A 23,574-nucleotide genomic window follows, 5' to 3' on the forward strand; every position below is an offset into this window, starting at 1 on the left:
ACTGGCGGTTTAGTTATTCATTTTTAAATTGAAATATAATGGTTCGTCTTCGAGCGTAAACTTTGCATCATCCCAAGTGGGTGGCCCAAACATTCCCTCTGCATAATTAGAGTTTACATAATCTTCTTTAGGGAATAGCCCTAAAATCATATCAAATTTTTGATTCTCATTCTCATCGTGAAACGCAGAGATGGCATATACCCCAGCCGGAACATCATTAAAAGTAACCGTTGCAGTTTGAGCGGTAATTACCTCAATTGAACCTAGCTCTGGATCTCCCAGAAACGAAGCTTCACTATTATAAAGGGCAATCATCGCTTTACCATTATTCGATGCAAGATTTAAAATCGTTACGGTAATCGAATTTTGTGCAGAAATCATCCCTGCAAAAATTAAAGCGAAATATGTAAGTACTGTTTGCATAATTTATTTAGTTTTATGTTCATACAAAGATGGAGCATCTACCCTCCTATTTAAAATCATTTCTACCCAACTGTCATTTTTGATTGCTGAAATGTCATACCCAGTATTTAGCACCAGCGAATGCACACCAAACCCTAAAGCTTATCAAGTTGATTATCAGACCTATCATCACTTATCGTCCAAAAGAATCCAACAAAGAAGAACTGATCTGCTGCTGGTCGCAGTGTTCTTCTATTAAAATCACCCATAGGGTTTGGCGTATCGGCATATTGATAGCCGTTTACGTTTTTAAAATTTGTAATATTATTTATCGAAAAATAAAGAATCTGTTGCTCAGACAGTAAATAGGCCCAATTCACACTCAAGTTATAGTATCCCTTTGTTTGCTGATTTAAAAACCCACCCAAATTAGGGTCTGTATAACTGCGACCACTTCCATGTTGAAAACTGAAACCTACTTGGCTCTTCCAGTCTTCTATCCAGTATTTTGCCACTACAGATACGTTATGTGTGTTTGCAAAATTTGGTGTGGCTGCCGTGGGGTAGTTAAGGTATTCGCGTTCACTATCTAAGTACGAATAACTAACCCAATAATCCATATTTTTAAACGTTTCGTTATCTCTAAAAAAGATATCTAATCCCTTTGCATAGCCATATCCTTCTGTACCATAGTCACTGTCAAAAGACGCTATTTTATCTGTAAATGTCACCAGGTTATCATACTCCTTTCTGAAAAGTTCTGCCCTGAATATTCGATTATTTGCCCTAAACTGGTAATTAGCAATATAATGTTGCGCTCTTGCCGCCTCTAGTTCCTGTGTATACTTTAAATAGACACTTTGTGGTTGTTGATAAAAGTCACCGTAAGCTACTGAAAGCTGGCTATTCTTGCCCGTTTTGTAGGCTAACGAAATTCTAGGGGCAACGGTAACTTCGTCAAAAATCTGGCTGTAACTAGATCTCAGACCAACCTTCGCTGCAAATTTTCTACTAAACACATAATCAGCTTCTGTGAATATGGAAGATATATTATTATCATAGCCTATTTTTCCGCTGGCAAATGGCGTGTCAAAACGCTCATCATAATCTGTCATGAACTGCTCTGCACCAAAACTTAATTTAAACTTACTATTAAAACTCTTGCGCAGCTTTGCCTTCACGTGTATAGACTTTTCATCACTGTCAATAGAAGCCGTATCAAAATCTGTTTTGTTATTTGAATAGGTATAACTCCCACCCGTAAACAATCGCCACTTATTTCCTAATGGTGCTTGATAACTAAGGTTAGAATAAAAATTATTGTTTTTTAATCCAAACCGTATTCCGTCTACTTCATTAATATCTTCTATTGTCAATCTAAAATTAGTAGTATCAAAAGCGGCATAGGCTTTCAGCTGTCCGTCACCTATTTTGTGTCTATATACTGTTTCTCCAGACAAAGATTCAAAAGGTTTTTGCCATTCATTTCTATCTGGCAAAAGCGCAACATAGGGAGCTAAATTGACATAAGAGGTATTGATACTTAAAGAAGACGTATCCCATTTTTGTGTGTTTCCTATTCCGCCGCCAACAGTCATTAGTGCAATTTCTGTTTTTTCCTGATCCGGCTCGTCAATAGTGTTTAATAGTAAAACAGATGAAAGTGCTTGTCCATATTCTGCACTATAACCACCTGTACTAAAAGTAATCCCATCAAATAAAAACGGGCTGTATCGCCCGCGGGTAGGTGTATTTGCGGTCGTTGGTGTGTAGGGACTAAAAACTCTTAATCCATCAATAAAGATCTGGGTTTCGTTTGCATCTCCACCTCTTACAAACAATCTTCCGTCTTCTGCTACTGTAGTTGTCCCTGGTAAGGTCTGTAATGCTCCTAAAAAATCACCTAAGGCGCTTGCAGTTGTCACAACGTCTAAGGGTTTTAAAACAGATACTTTACCATTGTCACTTGCTTCAAAAGTTCCTGCAGATATAACTACCGTATCAAGCGAGTTAACGTCTTCTTTTAAGATTACCTTATAATTACTGAAAGTACTTACATCTTCTGTAACACTAATGGTCTCAAAAGACACGAAGCTTGCCACCAGCGTTTGTGATCCTGTCGTATCTGTTGTAAAACTATATAGTCCGTTAATGCCAGATGTGGCTCCGTCATAGGTTCCGTCTAGATAAACGTTTGCCCCTAGTATAGGTTTTCCGTTCTTTTCTGTAACAATTCCAGAAACGGTAGTTTGGGCTTGCGCCCTAAAGCTAAATAACAAGCAGCATATGCCAAGTATAGAAAACTTCGGAAGTGATTGATAGGTTAAGGTCATAACATTTGGTTTTATAAATCTACTACAAATTTGAGGAAAGAACTTTTCTGAAATAAATAATTTGCACCCAACTGTTGAAAGCTTTGACTGAACCGTCAAAGCAAATTTTCACATTTTATTATCATCTTTTCTAGTGATAAAAAGTATCTTCAATTCATTAACATAAATGTTATGACTGTTTCAGAAAAAGTAGAAGCTGTTTTACAGGAAAGCGAACTCAACGAAACCATTAAATGGAGCGCACATGCCCTTGTGTTGGCAAAGAAAATAGTGATTGGCTTTTTGAGCTTTAACAACCATTTCGAGATCTGGTTTCACAAAGGGTGTTTTTAAAAGATGAGGCAAATGTGCTCACAAACACACACGAAGGCAAGACAAAAGCAATGCGAATGTGTAAATTTCATGAAGGTGATACCTTAGATCCAGTGGTGCTTCATACATAGCTAACAGCGCCTATGGCAAACAAAAAATAAGAAGCATTCATAACCTGTTGAAAAAAAGCTTCTAATCTTAAATATTAAAACCAAGTTCTTATGAAAACAGATACATACACAAAAACTATTTTAACGGTGATTGCCGTTTGTCTTTCTATTAATGTCATCCAAACACTTGACATCATACCGTCTGCCCAAGCAACAACTAACACGCCTGAAACTCTAGAAGTAGAATATCATTTAGTACCAGTGTCTCCTAATCAAGTGATGGATGTTCGTATTGTAGACATTAACACCTATGATGAGATGAATATTAATACAAAAGGCATTGATACCTCTGAAGAGCTTAAAGTAAATCTTAAAAGCATAGACACTACAGACGAGCTTGACGTCAACATAGACGAGGTAGGAGGCTCTTGGGTCTCTAATGGCGGGCCAATTAAAGTTAAAGTGGAGTAGGAAAAATAGAAGAAAGACTTATCCCTGTTTAAATCTAGTGTTGAGCACTATTAAAAAGGATTGTGTAAAGCACATTTTCTTTCTTTTTTCTGTTAGACTTGTTGGACGATCTTACTTCTTACTAATTCAATAAAATAAAAAAACTGCATTCTGCAAAAGCAGAACACAGTTTTTAAGATTGTCAAATGTTCTTAAAACATCTCTCTTCCAGAAAAATGGAATGCACCTTCAATAGCAGCATTCTCATCACTATCACTTCCGTGAACAGCGTTCTCACCTATAGAGGCAGCATATAATTTACGGATGGTTCCATCTGCAGCATCTGCTGGATTAGTAGCACCAATCAACGTACGGAAATCCTCAACAGCATTATCTTTCTCAAGAATAGCAGCTACAATAGGACCTCTTGTCATATACTCAACAAGTTCGCCAAAAAATGGACGCTCGTTATGCACATCGTAAAATGCCTGAGCATCTGCTGTTGTCATTTGAGTTTCTTTTAAAGCTACGATTCTAAAACCGGCAGCGTTTATTTTTTCTAAAATTGCACCAATGTGTCCTTTCTCAACACTATCTGGCTTTAACATTGTAAATGTTCTATCTGTTCTCATAAGAGTGTTTTTAAATTTTTTGCAAAAATAAGCCTTTATGTTAGATATGCAACGATTTATTTTTGATGGAATATTACTTTGATAATGCAAAGCTGCAAGACCGACTGCTTATTCACACCATTTACTTTAGCCCCACCTTTTGTAGTAAGCATTTTGAGATTAACCAAAAGTAAGTTGATATAACCACTTCTTTATTTCCTTTTATTATCATTTTATGAGCAGAACAAGAACCGCTCGCCGACGCAATAACTTATAAAAAATTAAAAAATTTTTTCATAATTTCTTAACTAAAATACGTTGAATGTAGGTGGGGGATAATATATCAATTTCACAAATTATACAAGAATTTTCACTCCCTAAATTGTATCTTCGCTCATATGAATAAAGCACAAACAGCAATTGCCCAAAGTCTTCTTGAAACCCCTAAAAAGATAGTAATCGTAGGTCACAAAAATCCAGATGGTGATGCCGTAGGGTCCACATCTGCCCTATCTTTATTACTGAAAAGCCAAGGACACGACACACAAGTAATCGTACCAAATGATTTTCCAGATTTCCTGAAATGGATGCCAGCTTCAGAAGATATCCTTATTTATAATCAAAAGGTTGAGCGAGCAAACCAGTTGATTAAAGACGCAGATATTATTTGTACTTTAGATTTTAATTCTTTTACTAGAGTGGGGAGTATGGAAGATGCATTAAATCAAGCCACTGCAGATTACATTATGATTGATCATCACGAATCCCCAAGTGATTACGCCGTGTTAACGTACAGCGATACCGCGATGGGTTCTACCTGTGAGATGGTGTATCATTTTATAGAAGCAATGGGTCAATTGGAGCATATTTCTGAAGCAATGGCAACAAATATGTATACCGGGATTATGACAGATACAGGTTCATTTAGGTTTGCAAGTACTACAGCCACTACGCATAGAGTGATTGCGGGTTTGATGGATGCCGGTGCCGTGCATCACGAAATTCACGAAAATATTTATGACTCAAGTTCTCCAGAACGTCTGAAATTATTAGGAGTTGCGCTTAAAAATATGCGCATTCTTCCAGAGTATAAAACAGCATATATTACATTAAGTCAAAAAGAACTGGACGAGAACCAATTTAAAAAAGGAGACACCGAAGGCTTTGTAAATTATGCATTATCTATAAAAGGTATTATTTTTGCAGCCATCTTTATCGAACATAAAAAAGACAATATTATCAAAATGTCATTGCGTAGTAAAGGAGACTTTTCTGTAAATCTAGTAAGTCGCGAGCATTTTCATGGAGGAGGTCACCACAACGCTGCTGGCGGAAAAAGCGACCTAAATCTTACAGAAACCATTCGCTATTTTATTAGTATATTGCCTCGATATAAAGACCAGCTATTAGCACATGCATAAACTGCTTATCATTCTATTTTCTATATTACTGTTTCAGGGCTGTAAAAGTCCAGAAGCGCGACAACCGTTACAGCAAAACTCGGGGACATTTATTGATGCTTCTATTGAGCGTAATAAAAAACTAGTGGAAGCAGAAGAAGCGCAAATAGCGGCTATTATGACTTCTAACCCAGCGCAGCAGTACATTACTTCAGATAACGGGTTTTGGTATTTTTATAAGACAAAAGACACCATTGGGGGGGCTAGCCCACAATTTGGGGATCGCATACAGTTTACTTATGATGTGAGTGATCTCGACGGAAATATGATCATTTCAGAAAAAGAGAATGGGATTCAAGAATACTATGTAGATCAAACAAATCAAGAATTAATTACCGGAATACGTCAAGGATTAAAGTTGATGAAAGAGGGAGAGAAAGTAACCTTTTTATTTCCATCGCATAAGGCCTATGGCTATTACGGCATCATAGATAAGATAGGAGCAAACATTCCTGTGAAGAGTACAGTAACTTTAAAATTAATAGACAAAACCCAATAAATTTATTATGAAAAAATTATCATTTCTATTACTAGTATTAACTATTTCGCTTGGTTCTTGTCAGAGCCAATATCCAGAACTTGAAGATGGTGTTTACGCAGAGTTTGTAACCAATCAAGGAACTTTTGTAGCAGAGCTTTACGCAGAGCAAACACCCCTTACGGTAGCAAACTTTGTAGGGCTTGCAAAAGGAACAAACGGGATGGTCGAAGATCAATATAAGGGCAAGAAATTTTATGACAGTCTTACGTTTCACCGCGTAATAAAAGATTTTATGATTCAAGGTGGAGATCCACTAGGAACAGGTGGAGGAAACCCAGGATATAAGTTTCCAGATGAATTTGATCCAGAATTAACACACCTTGATAAAGGAATCCTATCGATGGCAAACTCTGGACCCGGAACAAACGGAAGTCAGTTTTTTGTAACCTTAAAGGCAACACCTTGGTTAGACTCAAAACACACTGTTTTTGGTAAAGTAGTAATAGGTCAAGATATTGTAGACGCTTTAGGTATGGTAGAAACAGGTCAAGGAGACAAGCCGGTTAACCCAATCGTAATGCAAACTGTAAACATTATTGAACGTGGTATGAAGACTCCTCTTTTCACAGACGAAATGGAAGAGATTGAAAAAGAAAAAATGAAGAAAGCCGAAGCTATCAATAAGATTGCTGTAAAGACATTAAAGAATCTGAGCAAAGCGCTAGAAAAAGCAGAAATATTAGAATCTGGCCTTAAGATAGCCTACACAGAAAGGGGAGATGGAGAAAAGCCAGCAATAGGATCTAAAATTAAAATGAACTACGCAGGATACTTTTCAGACGGAAAACTTTTTGACAGTAACAGACTAGAAGTAGCAGAAGAGTTTATGACGGTAGATCCAGCAAGAAAAGCTGCAGACGGTTACCTGCCTGTACCCTCTGACTATAGCACAGAAGCGCGTTTAATTCCAGGTTTTAGAGAGGCATTATTACATATGTCTGTTGGTGATAAGACAGTTGTTTACATCCCTTCTCATCTAGGATATGGAGATAGAGGATATCCACCTATCATTGCAGCAAATGAAGATCTTATCTTTGAACTTGAGATTACAGAAGTAATGAAGCCAGAATAAGCAACTTAATATTCTATATAGAAATGTCCTGATATTGCTATCAGGACATTTTTTTATGCGGAAATATTATGTGGGTATTACGTGTTGATATTTTTGGTGCTAAATACATCAAAGCATATTAAATACGATGATAATTTAATCTAGACTAATGCGATGGAATTAGAAAATATTTGCGAGTAATATCGAGAACGTTGGATATTTTATTGTCTTTATCACTTGTTTTTACCACAAAGAACTCCAAGCTAAAAACTCAAAAATGATAGAGAACATTCTACTCAATAATTTATCTAAATTGAATTACAAATTTCTCAATGGATTTTGTGAAAATATCCGCGTGCACAGTGATCAAGCATTCACATTCTAGGACAACTTCTGTTGGTCATCACCTTCTGGATAGAAATTAGGTAAAGACCAATTAAAAGTAACCGCTAGAATCCTGATAAGGATTACTAATCCCCCAGCAAAAAACACTACAATATCTTCTGAAAGCGGTGTTCTTTCTAATAAAAAGTAAGCGCCCCCTCCAAAAATACAGGCCGTGGCATAAATGTTTTTTCTAAAAACAATAGGAATCTCATTACAGAGGATATCACGTATCACACCACCAAAACATGCCGAAATAGTACCAAGCGAAATACAAATAATAAACGGGAAATCTGCCGCGATTCCTTTTTCTACTCCTACGATGGTATATAAGGCAATCCCAATGGTATCGAACAAGAATAAAGATCGACGCACGTATTGTAATTTTTTTCTGAAAATAATGGCAAGTATTGTCGAACCGAAAATGACGTACACAAATGTCATATCACGCATCCACGTGATGTCTGCGTCAATAAGTAAATCGCGTAATGTACCGCCACCTATCGCAGTTACAAATGCTATAATCGCTATTCCAAAAGGATCGAGACGCTTCTTCATAGCAATCAATGCTCCAGAAACAGCGAAGGCCATCGTACCTAGTATGTCTATGATAAGGATTATTGTCATTTTGTTAAAATTTTGGTTGACGAAAAAAGGTTAAAATAAATGTATTATAGAATATGAACTATATAGATTTTCATTGAATAATAGATCTGTTTATTTTCCATAAGTGAAGCGATCTGCGCGCTATACTCCACAAAATAATCTTACACGCTACGAGTTTTGTGTAAAATAATTATAATCCTTAATCACTTTATCTATAAATGCAATAGGCATTTCATCCATCTCCACTTCCATCACTTTAGCCACTCGATGCGATAACCGTAAAATAATATTATGATTCCCTTTGAATTTATTTTCAGTATAAATCTGTTTTATCTTTTGCATTTCGACATCACTAAAAACGGTTACTTGAGGATATTTAGATACATAGCCCTGCGGGATGTCTGTGAGAATTGTTTGTGAAAAAGCCACGTGTGTTTTTTCAGAAATAACAGTAGTGTTTGCTGCAATATCGCCTAGACGCTGTCCTTTTCCGTTTAACAAGATAGTTACTAAAGCCACCGCACCACTCACTAGACTAATATCTATAACGCGTATCAACCATCGCAAAAGGAAGTTTGAGAAAGCAGGTTTAGATCCATCTAGTTTTACAACACGCATTTTCAGTACTGCTTTTCCAGGGCTTTTTCCATCCCAGAACATTTCAAACAACAAATGATATACTAAGACTGGAAGTAAAATAACCATAAAAATTAAAAAAGTAGCACTATCTCCTAAGGAGTCTATAGTCCCTATAAACATCAAAAAAACAATAAGATAATAAACAAGCATAATAGCCGCATCTATTAGGTAAGCCAATATACGGTCTCCCACTCCGGCAACATTTTGAACAATGTTTACATTTTGAGCGGTTTCAATTTGAAATTTGTCCATTTAATATGTTTCTTTGGTAAAAACTCTACACATATGCGCGAAGCTGCTTTTGCGAAGCAAAATAAGGATAAATGGTTAAGATTTGAAAGTGTTCTTAAGAATAATGCTCAGATAAATCCTGACGAACTAAGTGAACTCTATCTAGAAGTAACAGACCACCTAAGTTATGCACAGACATTTTACCCAGGAAGCAACACGCTACACTACTTAAATGGACTATCTATATTAGCGCATCAAAAAATATATAAAACTAAAAGAGAAAGTAAATCTCGATTTATTTCTTTTTACACCAAGGAGTTTCCGCTGTTTTTCTCGCAATATCATAAACAGCTGCTCATTACATTTCTTACTTTTTTATTATTTAGCATTGTAGGTGCTTATAGTGCCGCAACAGATGGCGACTTTGTTCGCCTTATCCTAGGAGACGGTTATGTAAATATGACCTTAGAAAACATTGAAAAAGGTGACCCAATGGCGGTGTACAAAGATATGAATGAGATAGAAATGTTTTTGGGCATTACCGTTAATAACATAAGAGTCGCACTGATGGCTTTTGCTTATGGTATTTTACTGGGGATAGGCACCTTCTACATACTCATGCAAAATGCTATTATGTTGGGTTCTTTTCAATACTTTTTTTATGAAGAAGGCTTACTTTGGGAGTCTGTACGCACGATATGGATTCATGGCACCATAGAAATTTCTGTCATTATCATTGCCGGATGTGCAGGTCTCGTGATTGGTAATAGTATACTTTTTCCTGGCACATACACACGTCTTCAGTCTTTTGTAAGAGGTGCTAAAGGCGGTGTAAAAATTTTAATCAGCACCATTCCCTTTTTTATTCTTGCCGGCTTTCTAGAAGGTTTTGTAACAAGACATACTGAAATGCCAGACTGGATTGCTATACTTATTATTGGCAGTTCACTAACACTTATCATTTTCTATTACCTAATTTATCCTATTCAATTAAAACGAAAGTATGAACGAAAAAATACAATTTAAAAAACAACGCGATATTGGAGAGATAATAACAGACACCTTTAAATTTATTAGAGAAGAATGGAAGCCGCTAGGTACTTTAATTCTTAAAATTACAGGGCCAGCATTGTTTGTTTTAGTTGTAGCGGCTAGTATCTACACGCAAACTGCCATGGGTAGTTTTGGCACGTTTGACATATTTAATACCAACCAATCTTTTTCAATGAGCACTGTTATTAGTGTCTTAGTAATGTTGCTAGCAATGGTAGCTTACTTTTCCTTATTATATGGTACAGTACTTCATTATATTAAGTCTTATGTGAATAACAATGGTAAAGTAATACCAGCCGAGGTAAATGATGGAGTTCGTTCTGAATTTTGGAGTTTAATAGGATTAGGTTTTCTTATTGGGATAATAGCCGGTATCGGTTTTATGTTATGCGTTATTCCTGGTATTTATGCAGGGGTAGCTCTAGGCACTGCATATGCCATCCATGTTTTTCAAAATAGAGCGGTGGATGATACGATTAGTTATAGTTTTAAATTTATAAAAAATGAATGGTGGATTACCTTTGCAACTTATATTGTGATCTACATTATTTTTTATATCGTAAATGTAATATTTCAACTCCCTCTTATTATTTATACGATGGCAAATACATTTGCTTCAATAGATACTATTTCTGCAAATCCCGTAGATATGTTCGATTGGTTGTATACTGCTCTCAATGCCATTTCTCTAATTGCGCAGTATTTATTACAATCAATATTAGTGATTGCAACGGCCTTTGTATATTTCAATCTAAACGAAAAGAAAAACTTTACAGGCACTATTGAAACGATAGATACTTTAGGAACCACACCGCAAGAAAATGCGTAAAACCCTTTACATTCTGCTTCTTGCAACTACGGTTGCACTTGCTAAACCGCAAGACGCTACGAAAGTGGAATCACCTGCGTTAGTGCAGCATGATGTAGATAGTGAGGTGAGTCCTGTACACTTTGATAATTCTAAAATTAAAGATTATAAAAATAATGACACCTTCAATTATGATGAAAGCGTTGAAGATAACTGGTGGTCTCGTTTTAAAGATTGGGCAAGTCGTGTATGGAATGATTTTATGTATTGGCTCTTTGGCGATGTACGAGGGAGTACTTTTTTAGCCATCCTTATCCAAGTACTGCCCTATCTATTTTTAGCAGGCTGTATCGTATTTGTCATTTGGCTAGTTATTAAATTAAATCCGGGTTCCACAATATTAGCCACGCAAGATGGCGCAGGTGTTTTCTTTTCTGAAGATGAAGAAATCATCAGATCTAAAGACATAGAAAAACTAATCCAGAAAGCATTAAAGAATAACGATTATAGATTGGCAGTGCGTTATTACTATCTATTAATATTAAAACGTTTAACCGAAGCCGAATTAATTGATTATGAATTTGATAAAACAAATTCTGAATATTTCAACGAAATTCCTGAAGCTTCCCTCAATACTAGATTCAGAAAAATAACAACTATTTATGATTATATCTGGTATGGTAATTTTGAAGTAACTCAAAATGATTATCAAAAAGCAGAACAGCTATTCAAGAATTTAGAACAAAACATACCCACAGCAGATGTCTAAATTTCAGAAAATACTATTCATTGGTTTTATAGCGATTTTAGCAATTCTTGTATATGCTGAGGCTACTAAAAAGCAGACGATAAGCTGGTTTCCTAGCTATAGTAAACTTGATAAAATTCCTTTAGGAACCTATGTACTTCACGATTTGCTTTCAGAAGAAATGGGCGATCGTTTTGTTGAAGTTGACAGGCCACCTTATGAAGTGTTACGCGATTCAACACTCCGAGGTACCTATTTCTTTTTAAATAATAGAATAGATTTTGATCGCACTGAAGTTGAAGACATTTTAAAATGGACCAAAAAAGGAAATCATTTATTTATCTCAGCTTCTTCACTTCCAAAAAAAATAAGCGACACCTTGCTTCTAGAAACGGGTGAAGATTATATGTTTGATAATATGGGTAGTGAACCTTTATTGAATTTTACAAATAAAAAATTAAAATCTCAAGATGCCTACCGAATAAAAAAAGATTTTTCCATTCACTATTTTGAAGAAATCGATACGTTAAATCAAACCGTATTAGGACAGGCTCAAATTTATGATGACGCACTAAAAATTACAGAACCTAATATTAATTTTATTGAAGCACCCTTTGGAAAGGGTAAAATCTATTTGCACTTACAGCCGGAGATCTTCAGTAATTTTGTGCTCCTATCTGACCATAATAAAGAACTTAGCGAAAAGGCATTGTCATACATCCCAAAGAATCACACACTCCTTTGGGATAATTATTATAAGACTGGTAAGAAAATAAATATTTCTCCATTAAGAGCTATTCTTACCAATCGCTATCTTAAATGGGCATACTATTTAGTGCTCATTGGAATCATGTTGTATGTGCTCTTTGAAGGAAAACGGAAACAGCGCAGTATCCCTATAGTAAGGCCTTTAAAAAATAAAACTTTTGAATATACGCAGACCATATCTGGAATGTACCTCGATAAAAAAGAGCACCATAAAATAGCTTTGAAACAAATTAATCTTTTTACGGAGTTTATTAGAACACGTTTACGATTGCCTACAGAAAAGGCGGACAACCGTTTCTTTAAGGCCTTAGCCGCTAGAAGCGGAAACACACTAGAAGACACAAAAGCTGTTTTTACAATGATTGAAACGATACAACATCAAAACCCAAAAAGCACCACACAAGTGCAGCTAGAAGAATTATATAAAACTATTTCAAATTTTAAAAAACAAACAGATGGCAAATCCTGAAGGAATAAATGAAGATCTTCATTTTAATAATCGCATCCCACTAGAAGAATTAACAACAACAGTCGCTGCCATAAAGCAACAATTGGCAAAAGTCATTATTGGCCAAGAAGATTTTATTGAACTGCTTATAGTGAACCTTTTAGCAAATGGTCATGTATTAATTGAAGGAGTACCCGGAATAGCAAAAACCATTACGGCGAAACTCTTCGCAAAAACATTAAAAACAGGTTTTAGTCGTATTCAATTTACTCCAGATTTAATGCCTAGTGACGTCTTAGGAACTAGTATTTTAAATATGAAGACTTCGGAATTTGAATTTAAAAAAGGACCTATCTTTTCTAATGTGGTCCTAATTGATGAGATAAATAGAGCACCTGCAAAAACACAAGCGGCCCTGTTTGAAGTAATGGAGGAACGCCAAATTACAATGGATGGTCATCGGTATATGATGGAGTACCCATTTATGGTGCTCGCAACACAAAACCCAATAGAACAAGAAGGAACATACGCTTTACCAGAAGCACAATTAGACAGATTCTTATTTAAGATAAAAGTGGGGTATCCAAAACTAGAAGATGAAGTTACTATTTTAAAAACACATCATACCCGCAAACAGGTAATGCCGCAAGACCAAATTGAAGGAGTATTAACTCCAGAAGATTTAATGAAGTTTAGAGCACAAGTACAGGAGATTTTAATAGAAGATAAAATATTTACCTACATCGCGCAGATTGTTGAAAAGACACGCAACCACCCTCACCTCTTCCTCGGAGGTTCACCTCGAGCTTCACTAGCAATAATGAATGCTTCAAAAGCATACGCTGCTATTAGTGGTCGTGATTTTGTAACACCAGATGACATTAAAAAAACGCTAGCACCTGTGCTAAGCCACCGTATCATACTTTCACCAGAAAGAGAAATGGAAGGTATGACACCAGAAACTGTGATAGAAATGATAACACAATCTGTAGAAATACCAAGATAAGCTTTGATTAAATTCTTTAAATCTTTATATCTAACTCCGCGCTTCTTTTACGCGCTAGCCCTACTATCTCTGGTTTTTCTGGTGAGCTTTTGGCAACCCAAAATCTATGGCATTGTGTGGCTAATGGTGCTCGCTTTTGGCTTGCTTTTACTTATGGAAGCGAGTATGCTTTGGAGCGGAAAGGGCTTACAAGGAAAAAGAATTGTGCCAGAGAAATTTAGTAATAGTGATCCTAACGAGGTTTTAGTGCAGCTTGATAATAGATATGCATTTTCCATAAATGTAGGCATTATAGACGAGTTGCCAGTGCAATTTCAGAAGCGAGACTTTTTTAAATCCATATGTATTAAGGGGAAACAAAGACAAACTTTTCAATACAGTGTGCGCCCTGTAGAAAGAGGGGAGTATCACTTCGGAAATTTGAATTGTTTTGTTTCTTCGTCCATTAGATTATTTAGAAGGCGTTACGTCTTTGACAACGAGCAACTAGTAAAAGTATATCCATCTTTTATACAGATGAAAAAATACGATTTCCTTGCAATTGATAATAGATTGAGTCTTGCCGGCTTAAAGAAAATAAGACGCATTGGCCAGACGATGGAATTTGAGCAAATAAGAGATTATGTAGTTGGGGACGATGCACGTAACGTAAACTGGAAAGCAACAGCAAAGCTTGGAGCTTTGATGGTAAACCAATTTCAGGATGAAAAAATGCAACCAGTCTATAATATAATTGATACCAGTAGGGTAATGAAAATGCCGTTTAAGGGATTGAAGTTAGTAGATTATGCAATCAATGCAGCGCTGGCATTTAGTAACGTAGCATTGAAGAAGAATGATAAAGTAGGACTCCTTGATTTTTCTCATAAAGTTGGGAACTACCTACCAGCATCTGCGAAGAAAACCTATCTCAACAACATTCTTGACGCGCTATATAATACCAACACGCAATTTTTAGATAGTGATTTTGGCGCATTACAGGCATTTGTAAAACAACGTATTACACACAGAAGTCTATTAATGCTTTACACAAACTTTGAACATATCTCCTCATTAAATAGACAACTTCCCTATTTACAGGCGATGGCCAAAAAAAACGTATTGGTTGTTGTCTTTTTTGAAAATACAGAACTTAGAGTCTTAGGTGACAGCAAGGCCGAATCTATTCCAGAAATTTATGACCAAACCATTGCACAGCAATTTCAGTTTGATAAAAAATTAATGGTTCGCGAGCTTCAAAAAAGAGGTATCCAAACAATCCTGACCGCACCAGAAGACTTGACAGTGAATACCATTAATAAGTATCTTGAAATTAAAGCGAGAGGGCTATTATAGGTCAATCAGCGTTTTTACTTTAAATAACACTTCTTATATTTTTTACTTTAACAGCAAGCACATTGCCCCCTAGTACTTAGTCTGTGCTCAATATTCTATACTGCATATTCTAATAAATATTTACAAAAAACAGTTCATCCTAGTTATTCTACAATTGGGTATATGCTTTTTTATTTAAGCATATACCTCCCCCATCTTTGTACCAACAAAAAACAAAAACTCATTTAAAACCAAATCATTATGAAAACTATTATCGCAACAATCGCACTAGGTATTACGAGTCTAATTTCATTTGCGCAAGAAATTACAGAAACTATCACAGAAACTTCAGTAACCACCATAACGGTAAACGTGCCCATTCCCTCAGAAGACGGAAGCGTACTTTTCTCACTGCAAACTAAAGACAACTGGTTAACAGGAGGGGTCGAGAATCTAGAAGGACAAATTGCAGATGGAAAGGCAACCGTTACTTTTGAAAACGTAGTATCAGGAGATTATGCAATTACCTTATTTTGGGACAAAAACGGAAACAAAAAAATGGACTTTGAGCCAAGCGGAAGACCTAAAGAAATGTACGGTGTATCGAATAACGTAATAAATATGGGCCCACCACAATGGAGTGATGCCGTTTTTACTGTCGCTGGTGAACCACGGGTGTTAGATATCAGAATGTAGAACGAAAGTTTACAAGGCTTTATATAATTAGCTTCCTCTTAGGGTTTTACTTTGAGGAAGTTTTTTTTGGATATAAACAAGTCTTTTGATGCGATCACTCCGACGTTTATTTTATTTCACATGATAGGATACAAGAAACTTCAATAATAAAATACCTCAATACACCCATATTGTATCAAAAAAATCAATAGCTTTGTATAAAGTAATCGAAAATGACAATCACTCAACTCAAATACGTCCTCGCTGTTGCAGAGCATAAAAATTTTACCAAGGCCTCTCAACATACCTTTGTTACGCAGCCTACGCTCAGTATGCAAATACAAAAACTAGAAGACGAATTGGATATACTCATTTTTGACCGGTCTAGAAAACCTATTGAGCTGACGCCCGTGGGACAGAAGATTGTACAACAAGCAAAGAGCATTGTTAATGAAGCAGAGCGAATGCAAGACATTGTAGATCAAGAAAAAGGATTTATTGGCGGCGAATTCAAACTAGGCATTATCCCAACCATTATGCCTACATTGTTGCCTATGTTCTTAAAGAACTTCACAAATAAATATCCAAAGGTCCAACTAAAAATAGAAGAACTCACCACAGAAGATATTGTAACTCGTTTACAAGACGGGCACTTAGATGCTGCGATTGCTGCTACCCCTTTACTAGAAGATAAAGTAAAAGAGCGTGTATTGTATTATGAGCCATTTGTAGGATACGTACCCCAAGGACACCCTTTATTTGAAAAGAAAAAACTAAAAGTAGACGACCTTGATATTGATGATTTATTATTACTAGAAGATGGGCATTGCTTTAGAGACGGCGTGCTTAACCTATGTAAAAATAAAGGCGCCGGAAGCCAAGATAGCTTCACCCTAGAAAGTGGTAGCTTTGAGACTTTGATAAAACTCTCTCACGAGGGCCTTGGGATGACACTCCTTCCCTATCTGCATGCCGCAGAATTAAATGAAAATCAAAAAATACAACTGCGTTATTTTGAAGAACCTTCTCCCGCGAGAGAAGTGAGTTTAGTGTATCATAAAAGCGAACTTAAAATGCAAATCATTAATGCGCTCTATGATGTAATCGCTGGCGTGATAAGAGGAACGATTGCTTTCACAGATGTGAAGATTATAAGTCCGTTGAAATAAACATTGTTAAACGGTTAGGCCTTATTTGTTTTTATTATTTCGCTATTTAATAACGCTATGCTGCTCTTCTCTTACATCGCTAATGCCTCTTCGCTTCTTCCCAATACACATCCATCTCAGCAAGCGACATATCTTGTAATTCTTTACCAAGTTCTTTAGCCTTGGCTTCTAAAAACTGGAAGCGTTTTATAAATTTTTTATTGGTTCGTTCTAAGGCATTTTCTGGATCTACTTTTAAAAAACGTGCGTAGTTAATCATAGAAAATAATACATCACCAAATTCGTCTTCTATTTTATCTTGGTCGTTAGCGTCTATCTCGACTTGGAGTTCCGCCAGTTCTTCTTGTAATTTTTCAAAAACTTGCCGTGGTTCTTCCCAATCAAAACCTACACTGGCTACTTTATCTTGTATCCTGTTTGCTTTTACTAATGCCGGCAGAGATTTTGGCACGCCTTCTAATACACTAATCCTTCCTTCTTTTAGCTTCAGTTTTTCCCAGTTTTGTTTAACTTCTTCTTCATCAGCCACTTTTACATCACCATAGATATGCGGGTGTCGCGAAATCAATTTTTCACAAATTCCGTTTGCAACATCTGCCATGTCAAAATCTTTGGTTTCACTTCCTATTTTAGCGTAAAAGACAATATGAAGTAATAAATCGCCGAGTTCTTTTTTAACTTCGTCGAGATCATTTTCAAGGATGGCATCCCCTAGCTCGTAAGTCTCTTCAATAGTAAGATGTCTTAGCGATTCTAAGGTCTGTTTTTGATCCCAAGGGCATTGCTCACGGAGCTCATCCATAATGGTCAGTAAACGGTCATATGCCTTCAGTTGGGCTTCGCGGTTGTTCATTAAAATAGGTTTGTAGCAAAGCTATGGCATTTTCGCCGCAAGGCAAACCCGACTTATTAAAATCAATGAACAAGATCGTAGGTATAGCATCAAAGAGTACTTTAACTATACTATGTAATAATCAAGCCTTGTTGCACTGAGCGTAATGAACAATTTAGTCTACTTTTCCACTCTAGTTTGTAGGCTACTCCAAATGCTTCGAGCCAACTTGAATGCTAATTTGAGATAATAAAAAACCGCCTTATTAACATAAGACGGTCTTCTTGTTTTGACAGTAATGAAAATAAACTATTATTTTTTCCGTGCTGCGGTACTCTTTGCCGTTCCACCTTGTTTAGATGAGGTTGCTTTCTGAGATCCTTTTGAGGCTACTTTACCACTAATAGTGTCTTTAATAACGGCAGACGCGTCTTTTTTCTTATCACCAGAAGTATCTTCTTTAGGTTCTTCAAAATCTGTAAGACCTTTTTTAGTCAGTAGATTGTACCACTGCACTACCTTTTTTATATCGCTGGCATACACTCTTTCTTCATCATAATCTGGTAATACTCCAAAGAAGTATTCTTCCAGTTCGTCTTTAGACACTTTATGACTTATAGCCTCGCCACCATTTTCTTTTTCAGAAATCTTTTTAAAAACCTCACGCAATGGAAGCTCTTCTGACGTTGTATAAATTGCAATTTCTGAAAGCAAGCTAACGTTATGACGCGCACTTACATTTACTTTTTTGCCGTCTACTAGTGATTCCGCTAGGAAACCGCCGCGGGTTTGATTTTTCAATTCAAATAATCCTGGCTTTCCAGAAATCGACATTATTTTTTCTAAACTCATATGGTATGTTTTTCCTTAAAGGGACACAAATATCTTTTGTTTCTTCTAATTCTACAAGTAGTTAACGTTTCTTTTTCATATTTGGGTATTTCATACGGTACCCAATATTTGTTTTACCTTTGCTTATATCTTCTAATCTCCTCTTAATCAATCGTTTCTTGAGCGGGGATAATTTATCTGTAAATAACACACCTTCTATGTGATCGTACTCATGTTGAATGATTCTGGCTGCAATACCGGTAAATTTTTCTGTATGCTTCTTAAAATCTTCATCAAAATACTCGATAACAATGTCTGGTTGTCTAAAAACATCTTCGCGCACATCTGGAATACTTAAGCAACCTTCATTAAACGCCCACTCATCTCCCGCTTCTTCAATAATCGTTGCATTTATAAATGTTTGTTTAAAAGACGCTAAAAACTCTTGTTCTGAAATATCTAACTCCTCATCGTCTGAAAATGGCGTTGCATCTACTAAAAATATTCGGATAGGCAAACCAATTTGAGGTGCCGCGAGACCAACGCCCTTGGCATTATACATAGTCTCATACATATCATTAAGCAAGGCCTTCAAGTTGGGATGATCCTTGTTAATCTCCTTTGCCATTTTTCGTAACACGGTATCACCGTAAGCCACAATAGGTAAAATCATTCTTTTTTAATTTATTCTAAAACCTTCGGGAAAGTTCTATATTAAGTCCTTCTTTTATTTAAATATTAGCGCTCTGCGCACATTACTGCACTTCAATAATCTAGCCACGATACTGCATAAAATCCTGCAAAATAATAGTTGCAGCTATCTCATCAATCAAGGCCTTATTTCTTCTTTGTTTTTTCTTTAACCCACTATCAATCATCGTCTGGAACGCCATTTTACTGGTATATCGCTCATCCACTCTATGCACAGGTATTTCTGGAAACCCTTTCACAAATCGTTTCAAGAATTTCTGAATTTCTGCTTCTATTCCAGAAGGAGTACCATCCTTTTGTGTAGGCTCACCCACAACGAGATCTGTCACATTTTCGCTTGTTATATACTCCTTTAAAAAAGGCATTAACTTGCTCGTTTCAACGGTAGTTAAACCCGATGCAATAATCTGCATTTCATCTGTCACGGCAATCCCCGTGCGCTTCCCTCCATAATCTATTGCCAGAATTCTTCCCATTGATCGTACAAAAATAAGGGTTCTATAAATAGTATGCTATTTTGATTCCCTATTTCGATAGAGACCGTATCTTTGCGCAACGCAATTAGAGATTAGGTATCTTGTACCCAACAGCATTATGGCGAAATCAGATTGAGCACAGTCCATTTAAAAAAAAAACCATAAGGCCCATAAGTCTTTGACTGAGAATAGACTATCATCTTGAAATAATCAACATTTATTTTACTTCTATTAGAATGACAGAATTAAAAAATATCATAGAAACGGCTTGGGAAGATCGTTCAAAATTGACAAAGACCCTTACAATAGAAGCAATTCGCGAAGTTGTGAACTTGTGCGATAAAGGAGAATTACGTTGTGCAGAGCCAACTGCAAATGGCTGGCAAGTGAACGAATGGGTAAAGAAAGCTGTGGTGCTGTATTTCCCAATCCAAAAAATGGAAACATTAGAAGTTGGTATTTTTGAATATCACGATAAAATACCATTAAAACGCAATTACGCAGCGCGCGGAATACGCGTTGTTCCAAATGCAGTAGCCCGTCACGGAGCCTATATTTCTAAAGGTGTGATACTCATGCCTAGTTATGTAAATATTGGTGCGTACGTAGATAAAGGAACGATGGTAGATACTTGGGCAACCGTTGGTAGCTGTGCACAAATAGGTAAAAATGTACACTTAAGTGGTGGTGTTGGTATTGGTGGCGTTTTAGAACCATTGCAGGCTGCTCCTGTTATTATAGAAGATAATGCGTTTATTGGTTCACGTTGTATCGTGGTAGAAGGTGTACGCGTAGAAAGTGAAGCGGTACTTGGCGCCAATGTAGTACTTACAGCTTCCACAAAAATTATTGATGTGACTGGAGATACTCCTGTTGAAACAAAAGGACTTGTTCCTGCAAGAAGTGTAGTGATTCCTGGTAGTTACACGAAAAAATTTCCTGCCGGAGATTTTAATGTTCCTTGCGCTCTAATCATTGGAAAACGTAAAGAGAGTACCAATAAAAAAACTTCACTCAACGATGCCTTGAGAGAATATAATGTAGCGGTGTAATTTTGGGAATGAAAGTATTAATTATACAGCAAAAAATGATAGGCGACGTGCTAACGTCCACCATTCTCTTTGAAGTTCTCAAAGAGCGATTTCCTAAATCAGAGCTACATTTTTTGGTTAATACAAGTACGGTTCCTGTTATACTGCACAATCCATTAATTGATAGGGTTATTGAGTTTACCCGAGAAATGGAAGGCGACAAAAAGGCTTTTAAACAGTTACGTGCCAACATTAAAGCTGAAAAATACGACGTTGTTATAGACGCTTATTCAAAAATAAGCAGTGCCTGGATTACAAAAACATCTGGCGCTAAATACCGTATTTCTTATAAGAAATGGTACACAGCAGTTGCTTATACACACACGGTAAAAAGACAATCCCTTTCACTTTCTGCTGCGGGATTAGCCATAGAAAATAGATATAAACTACTACAACCTTTACTGGATATAAAGCAAACTAGACGCCAACCTAAAATATATCTTACCAAGAAAGAAAAGGATGATGCAAAAGCTTTGCTCGAGGCTAATGGGGTTAATCTTGCTAAGAAACTTTATATGATAAGTGCGCTTGGGAGTGATGGGTTTAAAACGTATCCCATTTCCTATATGGCAAGTTTGCTGGACTATCTTATAGCAAGTACACAAGCAAGTTTGCTCTTTAATTATGTTCCTTCACAGAAAGCAGATGCTAAGAAACTTTACGACTTATGTAAACCTGAAACACAAAAGGCCATACTTCTTGATATTTTCGGAAATAGTCTTCGTTCCTTTATAGCACTCACATCGCAATGTGACGCTTTAATTGGAAACGAAGGTGGCGCCGTAAATATGGCCAAAGCCATTGACATCCCAACCTTCTCTATTTTCTGTCCTTGGATCAAAAAAGGAGCTTGGAATATCTATGAAGATGGGCAAAAACATGTGTCAGTTCATTTATATGATTACATAGATTATAATCCACATTTCTCCAACAAGAAATCTGCAAAAAATAAAGCTTCGGTCCAATATCAAAAATTTGACCCTTCGTTAATCATTCCGAAGCTACATGAATTTGTTACTGGAGAGACAATATCGCCTCAAGAAAACGAATACTCAGCAACCGTTATCACTTTTAACGAAGAGCATAACATAGCAAGATGTATTGAATCATTGCTACCAGTGAGCAAAGACATTGTGATTCTTGATTCTTATAGTACAGATAACACAAAAGCCATCTGCGAGCAGTATCCCGTACGTTTTGAACAACAAGTATTTGAAGGACATATCCAGCAAAAAAATGCAGCGATAGCTTTAGCAAAAAATGATAGAATCATTTCGTTAGATGCAGATGAAGCCTTGAGTAAAGAACTACAGGCATCTATATTACGTTTAAAAACCAACTGGGAATGTGCTGGATATTTAGCGCAGCGGTTTAATAATTACTGTGGCCAATGGATTCAATTTTCGGGATGGAATCCAGATAGAAAACTTCGCGTTTTTGATCGAAGAAAAGCACAATGGGGAGGGATTAACCCTCACGATACCATTCAATTAGAAAAAACAAGTAAGAAGAAAATCATTGAAGGCGCTATTTTGCATTGGGTGCATACTTCATATGAGCAACACAGTCTCAAAGTGCATAAGTTTTCTACTATTGCCGCAAGAGAATATTATGACTTAGGTAGATCCTCCAACATTCTAGATGTGATGCTAAAACCCAGCTGGACTTTTTTTAAAGGTTATATCTTACGCCTCGGAATTTTAGACGGGTTTAATGGTTTTGTAATTTGCACCTTTAGCTCCTACACTACTTTTTTAAAATATTTAAAGCTACGCCAACTTATTAAAAACAATTCAAAAATCAGTCAATGAAGCTAGTCATTTTAGCCGCCGGAATCGGTTCACGTTTAGGAAATCCATTCCCAAAACCGCTCACACCTTTAAGTAACGGAAAGAGCATCATGAAAATGATGACAGATAATATAGCACATTATTTTTCTATTGATGATCTGTTTATTGTCGTTGGTTTTAAAAAGAATAGCATTATGGAAGCCTTTCCTGAGATGGCATATGTTTACAACCCATATTTTGATCAGACCAATACAGCAAAAAGTTTAATCCTTGCGCTACGTAAATGTCGTGGAGAAAGTGTGTTGTGGTTTAATGGGGATGTTGTTTTTGATAGAAAATTACTTGAAGTGCTTCAACCACGTATGGAAGAAGATATCTCTTTTGTTTGTGTAAACACGGAGTCTGTGGCAGAAGAAGAAGTGAAATATACACTCCAAGATGGCTACATTAATGAGTTATCTAAAGTGGTTAAAAATGGGCTCGGTGAAGCAGTGGGGGTAAACTTTATTTCTAAAAATGATCTCGAGCATTTTATTACACGTCTGGAAGATTGTGATGCAAACGATTACTTTGAACGTGGACTAGAATTAATGATAGAAAAAGACGGAGCAAAAGTAAAAGCGGTAGATATCTCACAGTTCAATTGTATGGAGATTGACTTTAAAGAAGACTTAGAAAATGTCAATAAATTTTTAGCTAAAAAATAATGAAGGTTGTTCTCTTT

25 protein-coding genes are annotated in these 23,574 nt (G+C 36.3%); 16 read left to right on the top strand and 9 right to left on the bottom strand.

Translation table 11 applies throughout. The features are described 5' to 3' along the window. Positions 1 to 9: 9 nt before the first annotated feature. Positions 10 to 423 carry a DUF2141 domain-containing protein gene (locus ABXT71_RS10970; RefSeq protein WP_415371396.1) on the bottom strand — a complete coding sequence of 138 codons (414 nt, stop codon included), beginning with the start codon at positions 421 to 423 and terminating at the stop codon, positions 10 to 12. Positions 424 to 557: 134 nt separating this feature from the next. Then, the gene (locus tag ABXT71_RS10975; protein WP_415371398.1) at positions 558 to 2,735 is read right to left on the bottom strand and encodes a TonB-dependent receptor; all 2,178 of its coding nucleotides are present in this window, start codon (positions 2,733 to 2,735) and stop codon (positions 558 to 560) included. A 171-nt stretch (positions 2,736 to 2,906) separates the two neighbouring features. On the opposite strand from ABXT71_RS10975, the gene ABXT71_RS10980 reads away from it, so the two are divergent. Next, on the top strand, positions 2,907 to 3,068 hold the full coding sequence (locus ABXT71_RS10980; protein ID WP_415371400.1) for a hypothetical protein: 162 nt from the start codon (positions 2,907 to 2,909) through the stop codon (positions 3,066 to 3,068). Positions 3,069 to 3,268: 200 nt separating this feature from the next. Continuing rightward, a complete protein-coding gene (locus tag ABXT71_RS10985) occupies positions 3,269 to 3,628 on the top strand; it encodes a hypothetical protein (RefSeq protein ID WP_415371402.1) in 360 nt (119 codons plus the stop codon). A gap of 191 nt (positions 3,629 to 3,819) precedes the next feature. Here ABXT71_RS10985 and ABXT71_RS10990 read toward each other — a convergent pair whose 3' ends face one another. Next, positions 3,820 to 4,239 (bottom strand): nucleoside-diphosphate kinase, encoded by a 420-nt coding sequence (locus ABXT71_RS10990; RefSeq protein ID WP_415371403.1) that lies wholly within the window; start codon positions 4,237 to 4,239, stop codon positions 3,820 to 3,822. Positions 4,240 to 4,616: 377 nt separating this feature from the next. On the opposite strand from ABXT71_RS10990, the gene ABXT71_RS10995 reads away from it, so the two are divergent. From ABXT71_RS10995 to ABXT71_RS11005, 3 genes are read left to right on the top strand one after another with little or no spacing between them, the layout of a single operon-like run. Then, positions 4,617 to 5,639: a DHH family phosphoesterase gene (locus tag ABXT71_RS10995; RefSeq protein ID WP_415371404.1), complete on the top strand. Its 1,023-nt coding sequence runs from the start codon at positions 4,617 to 4,619 to the stop codon at positions 5,637 to 5,639. Further along, entirely contained in the window at positions 5,632 to 6,177 is a 546-nt protein-coding gene (gene gldI, locus ABXT71_RS11000; RefSeq protein ID WP_415371405.1) for a gliding motility-associated peptidyl-prolyl isomerase GldI, read from the top strand. The genes ABXT71_RS10995 and gldI overlap by 8 nt, the downstream gene beginning before the upstream one ends. Before the next feature lie 7 nt (positions 6,178 to 6,184). Continuing rightward, entirely contained in the window at positions 6,185 to 7,291 is a 1,107-nt protein-coding gene (locus tag ABXT71_RS11005) for a peptidylprolyl isomerase (RefSeq protein WP_415371406.1), read from the top strand. A 360-nt stretch (positions 7,292 to 7,651) separates the two neighbouring features. Here ABXT71_RS11005 and ABXT71_RS11010 read toward each other — a convergent pair whose 3' ends face one another. Both ABXT71_RS11010 and ABXT71_RS11015 read right to left on the bottom strand, forming a co-directional pair. Beyond that, complete coding sequence (locus ABXT71_RS11010) at positions 7,652 to 8,281, bottom strand: trimeric intracellular cation channel family protein (protein WP_415371407.1); 630 nt, start codon at positions 8,279 to 8,281, stop codon at positions 7,652 to 7,654. Positions 8,282 to 8,428: 147 nt separating this feature from the next. Beyond that, a complete protein-coding gene (locus tag ABXT71_RS11015; RefSeq protein ID WP_415371408.1) occupies positions 8,429 to 9,151 on the bottom strand; it encodes an RDD family protein in 723 nt (240 codons plus the stop codon). Positions 9,152 to 9,184: 33 nt separating this feature from the next. On the opposite strand from ABXT71_RS11015, the gene ABXT71_RS11020 reads away from it, so the two are divergent. From ABXT71_RS11020 to ABXT71_RS11055, 8 genes are all read left to right on the top strand, one after another. Continuing rightward, positions 9,185 to 10,156, top strand: a complete 972-nt coding sequence (locus ABXT71_RS11020; protein ID WP_415371409.1) for a stage II sporulation protein M — start codon at positions 9,185 to 9,187, stop codon at positions 10,154 to 10,156. Then, positions 10,134 to 11,012 carry a hypothetical protein gene (locus ABXT71_RS11025; RefSeq protein ID WP_415371410.1) on the top strand — a complete coding sequence of 293 codons (879 nt, stop codon included), beginning with the start codon at positions 10,134 to 10,136 and terminating at the stop codon, positions 11,010 to 11,012. Before ABXT71_RS11020 ends, ABXT71_RS11025 begins: the two co-directional genes overlap by 23 nt. After that, positions 11,005 to 11,760, top strand: coding sequence for a DUF4129 domain-containing protein (locus ABXT71_RS11030; protein ID WP_415371411.1), 756 nt, complete (start codon positions 11,005 to 11,007; stop codon positions 11,758 to 11,760). The genes ABXT71_RS11025 and ABXT71_RS11030 overlap by 8 nt, the downstream gene beginning before the upstream one ends. Further along, on the top strand, positions 11,753 to 12,976 hold the full coding sequence (locus tag ABXT71_RS11035; RefSeq protein ID WP_415371412.1) for a DUF4350 domain-containing protein: 1,224 nt from the start codon (positions 11,753 to 11,755) through the stop codon (positions 12,974 to 12,976). Before ABXT71_RS11030 ends, ABXT71_RS11035 begins: the two co-directional genes overlap by 8 nt. Beyond that, a complete protein-coding gene (locus ABXT71_RS11040) occupies positions 12,963 to 13,961 on the top strand; it encodes an AAA family ATPase (protein WP_415371413.1) in 999 nt (332 codons plus the stop codon). Before ABXT71_RS11035 ends, ABXT71_RS11040 begins: the two co-directional genes overlap by 14 nt. 6 nt (positions 13,962 to 13,967) lie before the next feature. Continuing rightward, positions 13,968 to 15,296, top strand: a complete 1,329-nt coding sequence (locus tag ABXT71_RS11045) for a DUF58 domain-containing protein (RefSeq protein WP_415373106.1) — start codon at positions 13,968 to 13,970, stop codon at positions 15,294 to 15,296. A gap of 240 nt (positions 15,297 to 15,536) precedes the next feature. Then, positions 15,537 to 15,971, top strand: a complete 435-nt coding sequence (locus ABXT71_RS11050) for a DUF2141 domain-containing protein (RefSeq protein ID WP_415371414.1) — start codon at positions 15,537 to 15,539, stop codon at positions 15,969 to 15,971. Between the two features lie 212 nt (positions 15,972 to 16,183). Next, complete coding sequence (locus ABXT71_RS11055) at positions 16,184 to 17,119, top strand: LysR family transcriptional regulator (protein WP_415371415.1); 936 nt, start codon at positions 16,184 to 16,186, stop codon at positions 17,117 to 17,119. Positions 17,120 to 17,198: 79 nt separating this feature from the next. On the opposite strand, the gene mazG is transcribed toward ABXT71_RS11055, so the two are convergent. From mazG to ruvX, 4 genes are all read right to left on the bottom strand, one after another. After that, positions 17,199 to 17,972 (bottom strand): nucleoside triphosphate pyrophosphohydrolase, encoded by a 774-nt coding sequence (mazG, locus tag ABXT71_RS11060; RefSeq protein ID WP_415371416.1) that lies wholly within the window; start codon positions 17,970 to 17,972, stop codon positions 17,199 to 17,201. Positions 17,973 to 18,263: 291 nt separating this feature from the next. Beyond that, positions 18,264 to 18,803, bottom strand: coding sequence for a DUF5606 domain-containing protein (locus ABXT71_RS11065; RefSeq protein WP_415371417.1), 540 nt, complete (start codon positions 18,801 to 18,803; stop codon positions 18,264 to 18,266). Positions 18,804 to 18,864: 61 nt separating this feature from the next. Further along, positions 18,865 to 19,455: a peptide deformylase gene (gene def / locus ABXT71_RS11070; RefSeq protein WP_415371418.1), complete on the bottom strand. Its 591-nt coding sequence runs from the start codon at positions 19,453 to 19,455 to the stop codon at positions 18,865 to 18,867. Between the two features lie 100 nt (positions 19,456 to 19,555). Then, on the bottom strand, positions 19,556 to 19,969 hold the full coding sequence (ruvX, locus tag ABXT71_RS11075; RefSeq protein WP_415371419.1) for a Holliday junction resolvase RuvX: 414 nt from the start codon (positions 19,967 to 19,969) through the stop codon (positions 19,556 to 19,558). Between the two features lie 236 nt (positions 19,970 to 20,205). On the opposite strand from ruvX, the gene ABXT71_RS11080 reads away from it, so the two are divergent. Genes ABXT71_RS11080 through ABXT71_RS11090 form a run of 3 tightly spaced genes read left to right on the top strand, consistent with a single transcriptional unit; the run spans position 20,206 to position 23,557 of the window. Further along, entirely contained in the window at positions 20,206 to 21,021 is an 816-nt protein-coding gene (locus ABXT71_RS11080; RefSeq protein WP_415371420.1) for a 2,3,4,5-tetrahydropyridine-2,6-dicarboxylate N-succinyltransferase, read from the top strand. An 8-nt stretch (positions 21,022 to 21,029) separates the two neighbouring features. After that, a complete protein-coding gene (locus tag ABXT71_RS11085; RefSeq protein WP_415371421.1) occupies positions 21,030 to 22,871 on the top strand; it encodes a glycosyltransferase family 9 protein in 1,842 nt (613 codons plus the stop codon). After that, positions 22,868 to 23,557, top strand: coding sequence for an NTP transferase domain-containing protein (locus ABXT71_RS11090; RefSeq protein WP_415371422.1), 690 nt, complete (start codon positions 22,868 to 22,870; stop codon positions 23,555 to 23,557). The genes ABXT71_RS11085 and ABXT71_RS11090 overlap by 4 nt, the downstream gene beginning before the upstream one ends. Positions 23,558 to 23,574: the final 17 nt, after the last annotated feature.

It is taken from the genome of Patiriisocius sp. Uisw_047 (genome assembly GCF_047730165.1).
GTDB lineage: Bacteria > Bacteroidota > Bacteroidia > Flavobacteriales > Flavobacteriaceae > Patiriisocius.

What these genes read in the sequence shown, in the direction of transcription:
- ABXT71_RS10970 (WP_415371396.1), bottom strand. Translation starts at nt 423, where the DNA reads ATGCAAACAGTACTTACATATTTCGCTTTAATTTTTGCAGGGATGATT.
- ABXT71_RS10975 (WP_415371398.1), bottom strand. Translation starts at nt 2,735, where the DNA reads ATGACCTTAACCTATCAATCACTTCCGAAGTTTTCTATACTTGGCATA.
- ABXT71_RS10980 (WP_415371400.1), top strand. Translation starts at nt 2,907, where the DNA reads ATGACTGTTTCAGAAAAAGTAGAAGCTGTTTTACAGGAAAGCGAACTC.
- ABXT71_RS10985 (WP_415371402.1), top strand. Translation starts at nt 3,269, where the DNA reads ATGAAAACAGATACATACACAAAAACTATTTTAACGGTGATTGCCGTT.
- ABXT71_RS10990 (WP_415371403.1), bottom strand. Translation starts at nt 4,239, where the DNA reads ATGAGAACAGATAGAACATTTACAATGTTAAAGCCAGATAGTGTTGAG.
- ABXT71_RS10995 (WP_415371404.1), top strand. Translation starts at nt 4,617, where the DNA reads ATGAATAAAGCACAAACAGCAATTGCCCAAAGTCTTCTTGAAACCCCT.
- gldI (WP_415371405.1), top strand. Translation starts at nt 5,632, where the DNA reads ATGCATAAACTGCTTATCATTCTATTTTCTATATTACTGTTTCAGGGC.
- ABXT71_RS11005 (WP_415371406.1), top strand. Translation starts at nt 6,185, where the DNA reads ATGAAAAAATTATCATTTCTATTACTAGTATTAACTATTTCGCTTGGT.
- ABXT71_RS11010 (WP_415371407.1), bottom strand. Translation starts at nt 8,281, where the DNA reads ATGACAATAATCCTTATCATAGACATACTAGGTACGATGGCCTTCGCT.
- ABXT71_RS11015 (WP_415371408.1), bottom strand. Translation starts at nt 9,151, where the DNA reads ATGGACAAATTTCAAATTGAAACCGCTCAAAATGTAAACATTGTTCAA.
- ABXT71_RS11020 (WP_415371409.1), top strand. Translation starts at nt 9,185, where the DNA reads ATGCGCGAAGCTGCTTTTGCGAAGCAAAATAAGGATAAATGGTTAAGA.
- ABXT71_RS11025 (WP_415371410.1), top strand. Translation starts at nt 10,134, where the DNA reads ATGAACGAAAAAATACAATTTAAAAAACAACGCGATATTGGAGAGATA.
- ABXT71_RS11030 (WP_415371411.1), top strand. Translation starts at nt 11,005, where the DNA reads ATGCGTAAAACCCTTTACATTCTGCTTCTTGCAACTACGGTTGCACTT.
- ABXT71_RS11035 (WP_415371412.1), top strand. Translation starts at nt 11,753, where the DNA reads ATGTCTAAATTTCAGAAAATACTATTCATTGGTTTTATAGCGATTTTA.
- ABXT71_RS11040 (WP_415371413.1), top strand. Translation starts at nt 12,963, where the DNA reads ATGGCAAATCCTGAAGGAATAAATGAAGATCTTCATTTTAATAATCGC.
- ABXT71_RS11050 (WP_415371414.1), top strand. Translation starts at nt 15,537, where the DNA reads ATGAAAACTATTATCGCAACAATCGCACTAGGTATTACGAGTCTAATT.
- ABXT71_RS11055 (WP_415371415.1), top strand. Translation starts at nt 16,184, where the DNA reads ATGACAATCACTCAACTCAAATACGTCCTCGCTGTTGCAGAGCATAAA.
- mazG (WP_415371416.1), bottom strand. Translation starts at nt 17,972, where the DNA reads ATGAACAACCGCGAAGCCCAACTGAAGGCATATGACCGTTTACTGACC.
- ABXT71_RS11065 (WP_415371417.1), bottom strand. Translation starts at nt 18,803, where the DNA reads ATGAGTTTAGAAAAAATAATGTCGATTTCTGGAAAGCCAGGATTATTT.
- def (WP_415371418.1), bottom strand. Translation starts at nt 19,455, where the DNA reads ATGATTTTACCTATTGTGGCTTACGGTGATACCGTGTTACGAAAAATG.
- ruvX (WP_415371419.1), bottom strand. Translation starts at nt 19,969, where the DNA reads ATGGGAAGAATTCTGGCAATAGATTATGGAGGGAAGCGCACGGGGATT.
- ABXT71_RS11080 (WP_415371420.1), top strand. Translation starts at nt 20,206, where the DNA reads ATGACAGAATTAAAAAATATCATAGAAACGGCTTGGGAAGATCGTTCA.
- ABXT71_RS11085 (WP_415371421.1), top strand. Translation starts at nt 21,030, where the DNA reads ATGAAAGTATTAATTATACAGCAAAAAATGATAGGCGACGTGCTAACG.
- ABXT71_RS11090 (WP_415371422.1), top strand. Translation starts at nt 22,868, where the DNA reads ATGAAGCTAGTCATTTTAGCCGCCGGAATCGGTTCACGTTTAGGAAAT.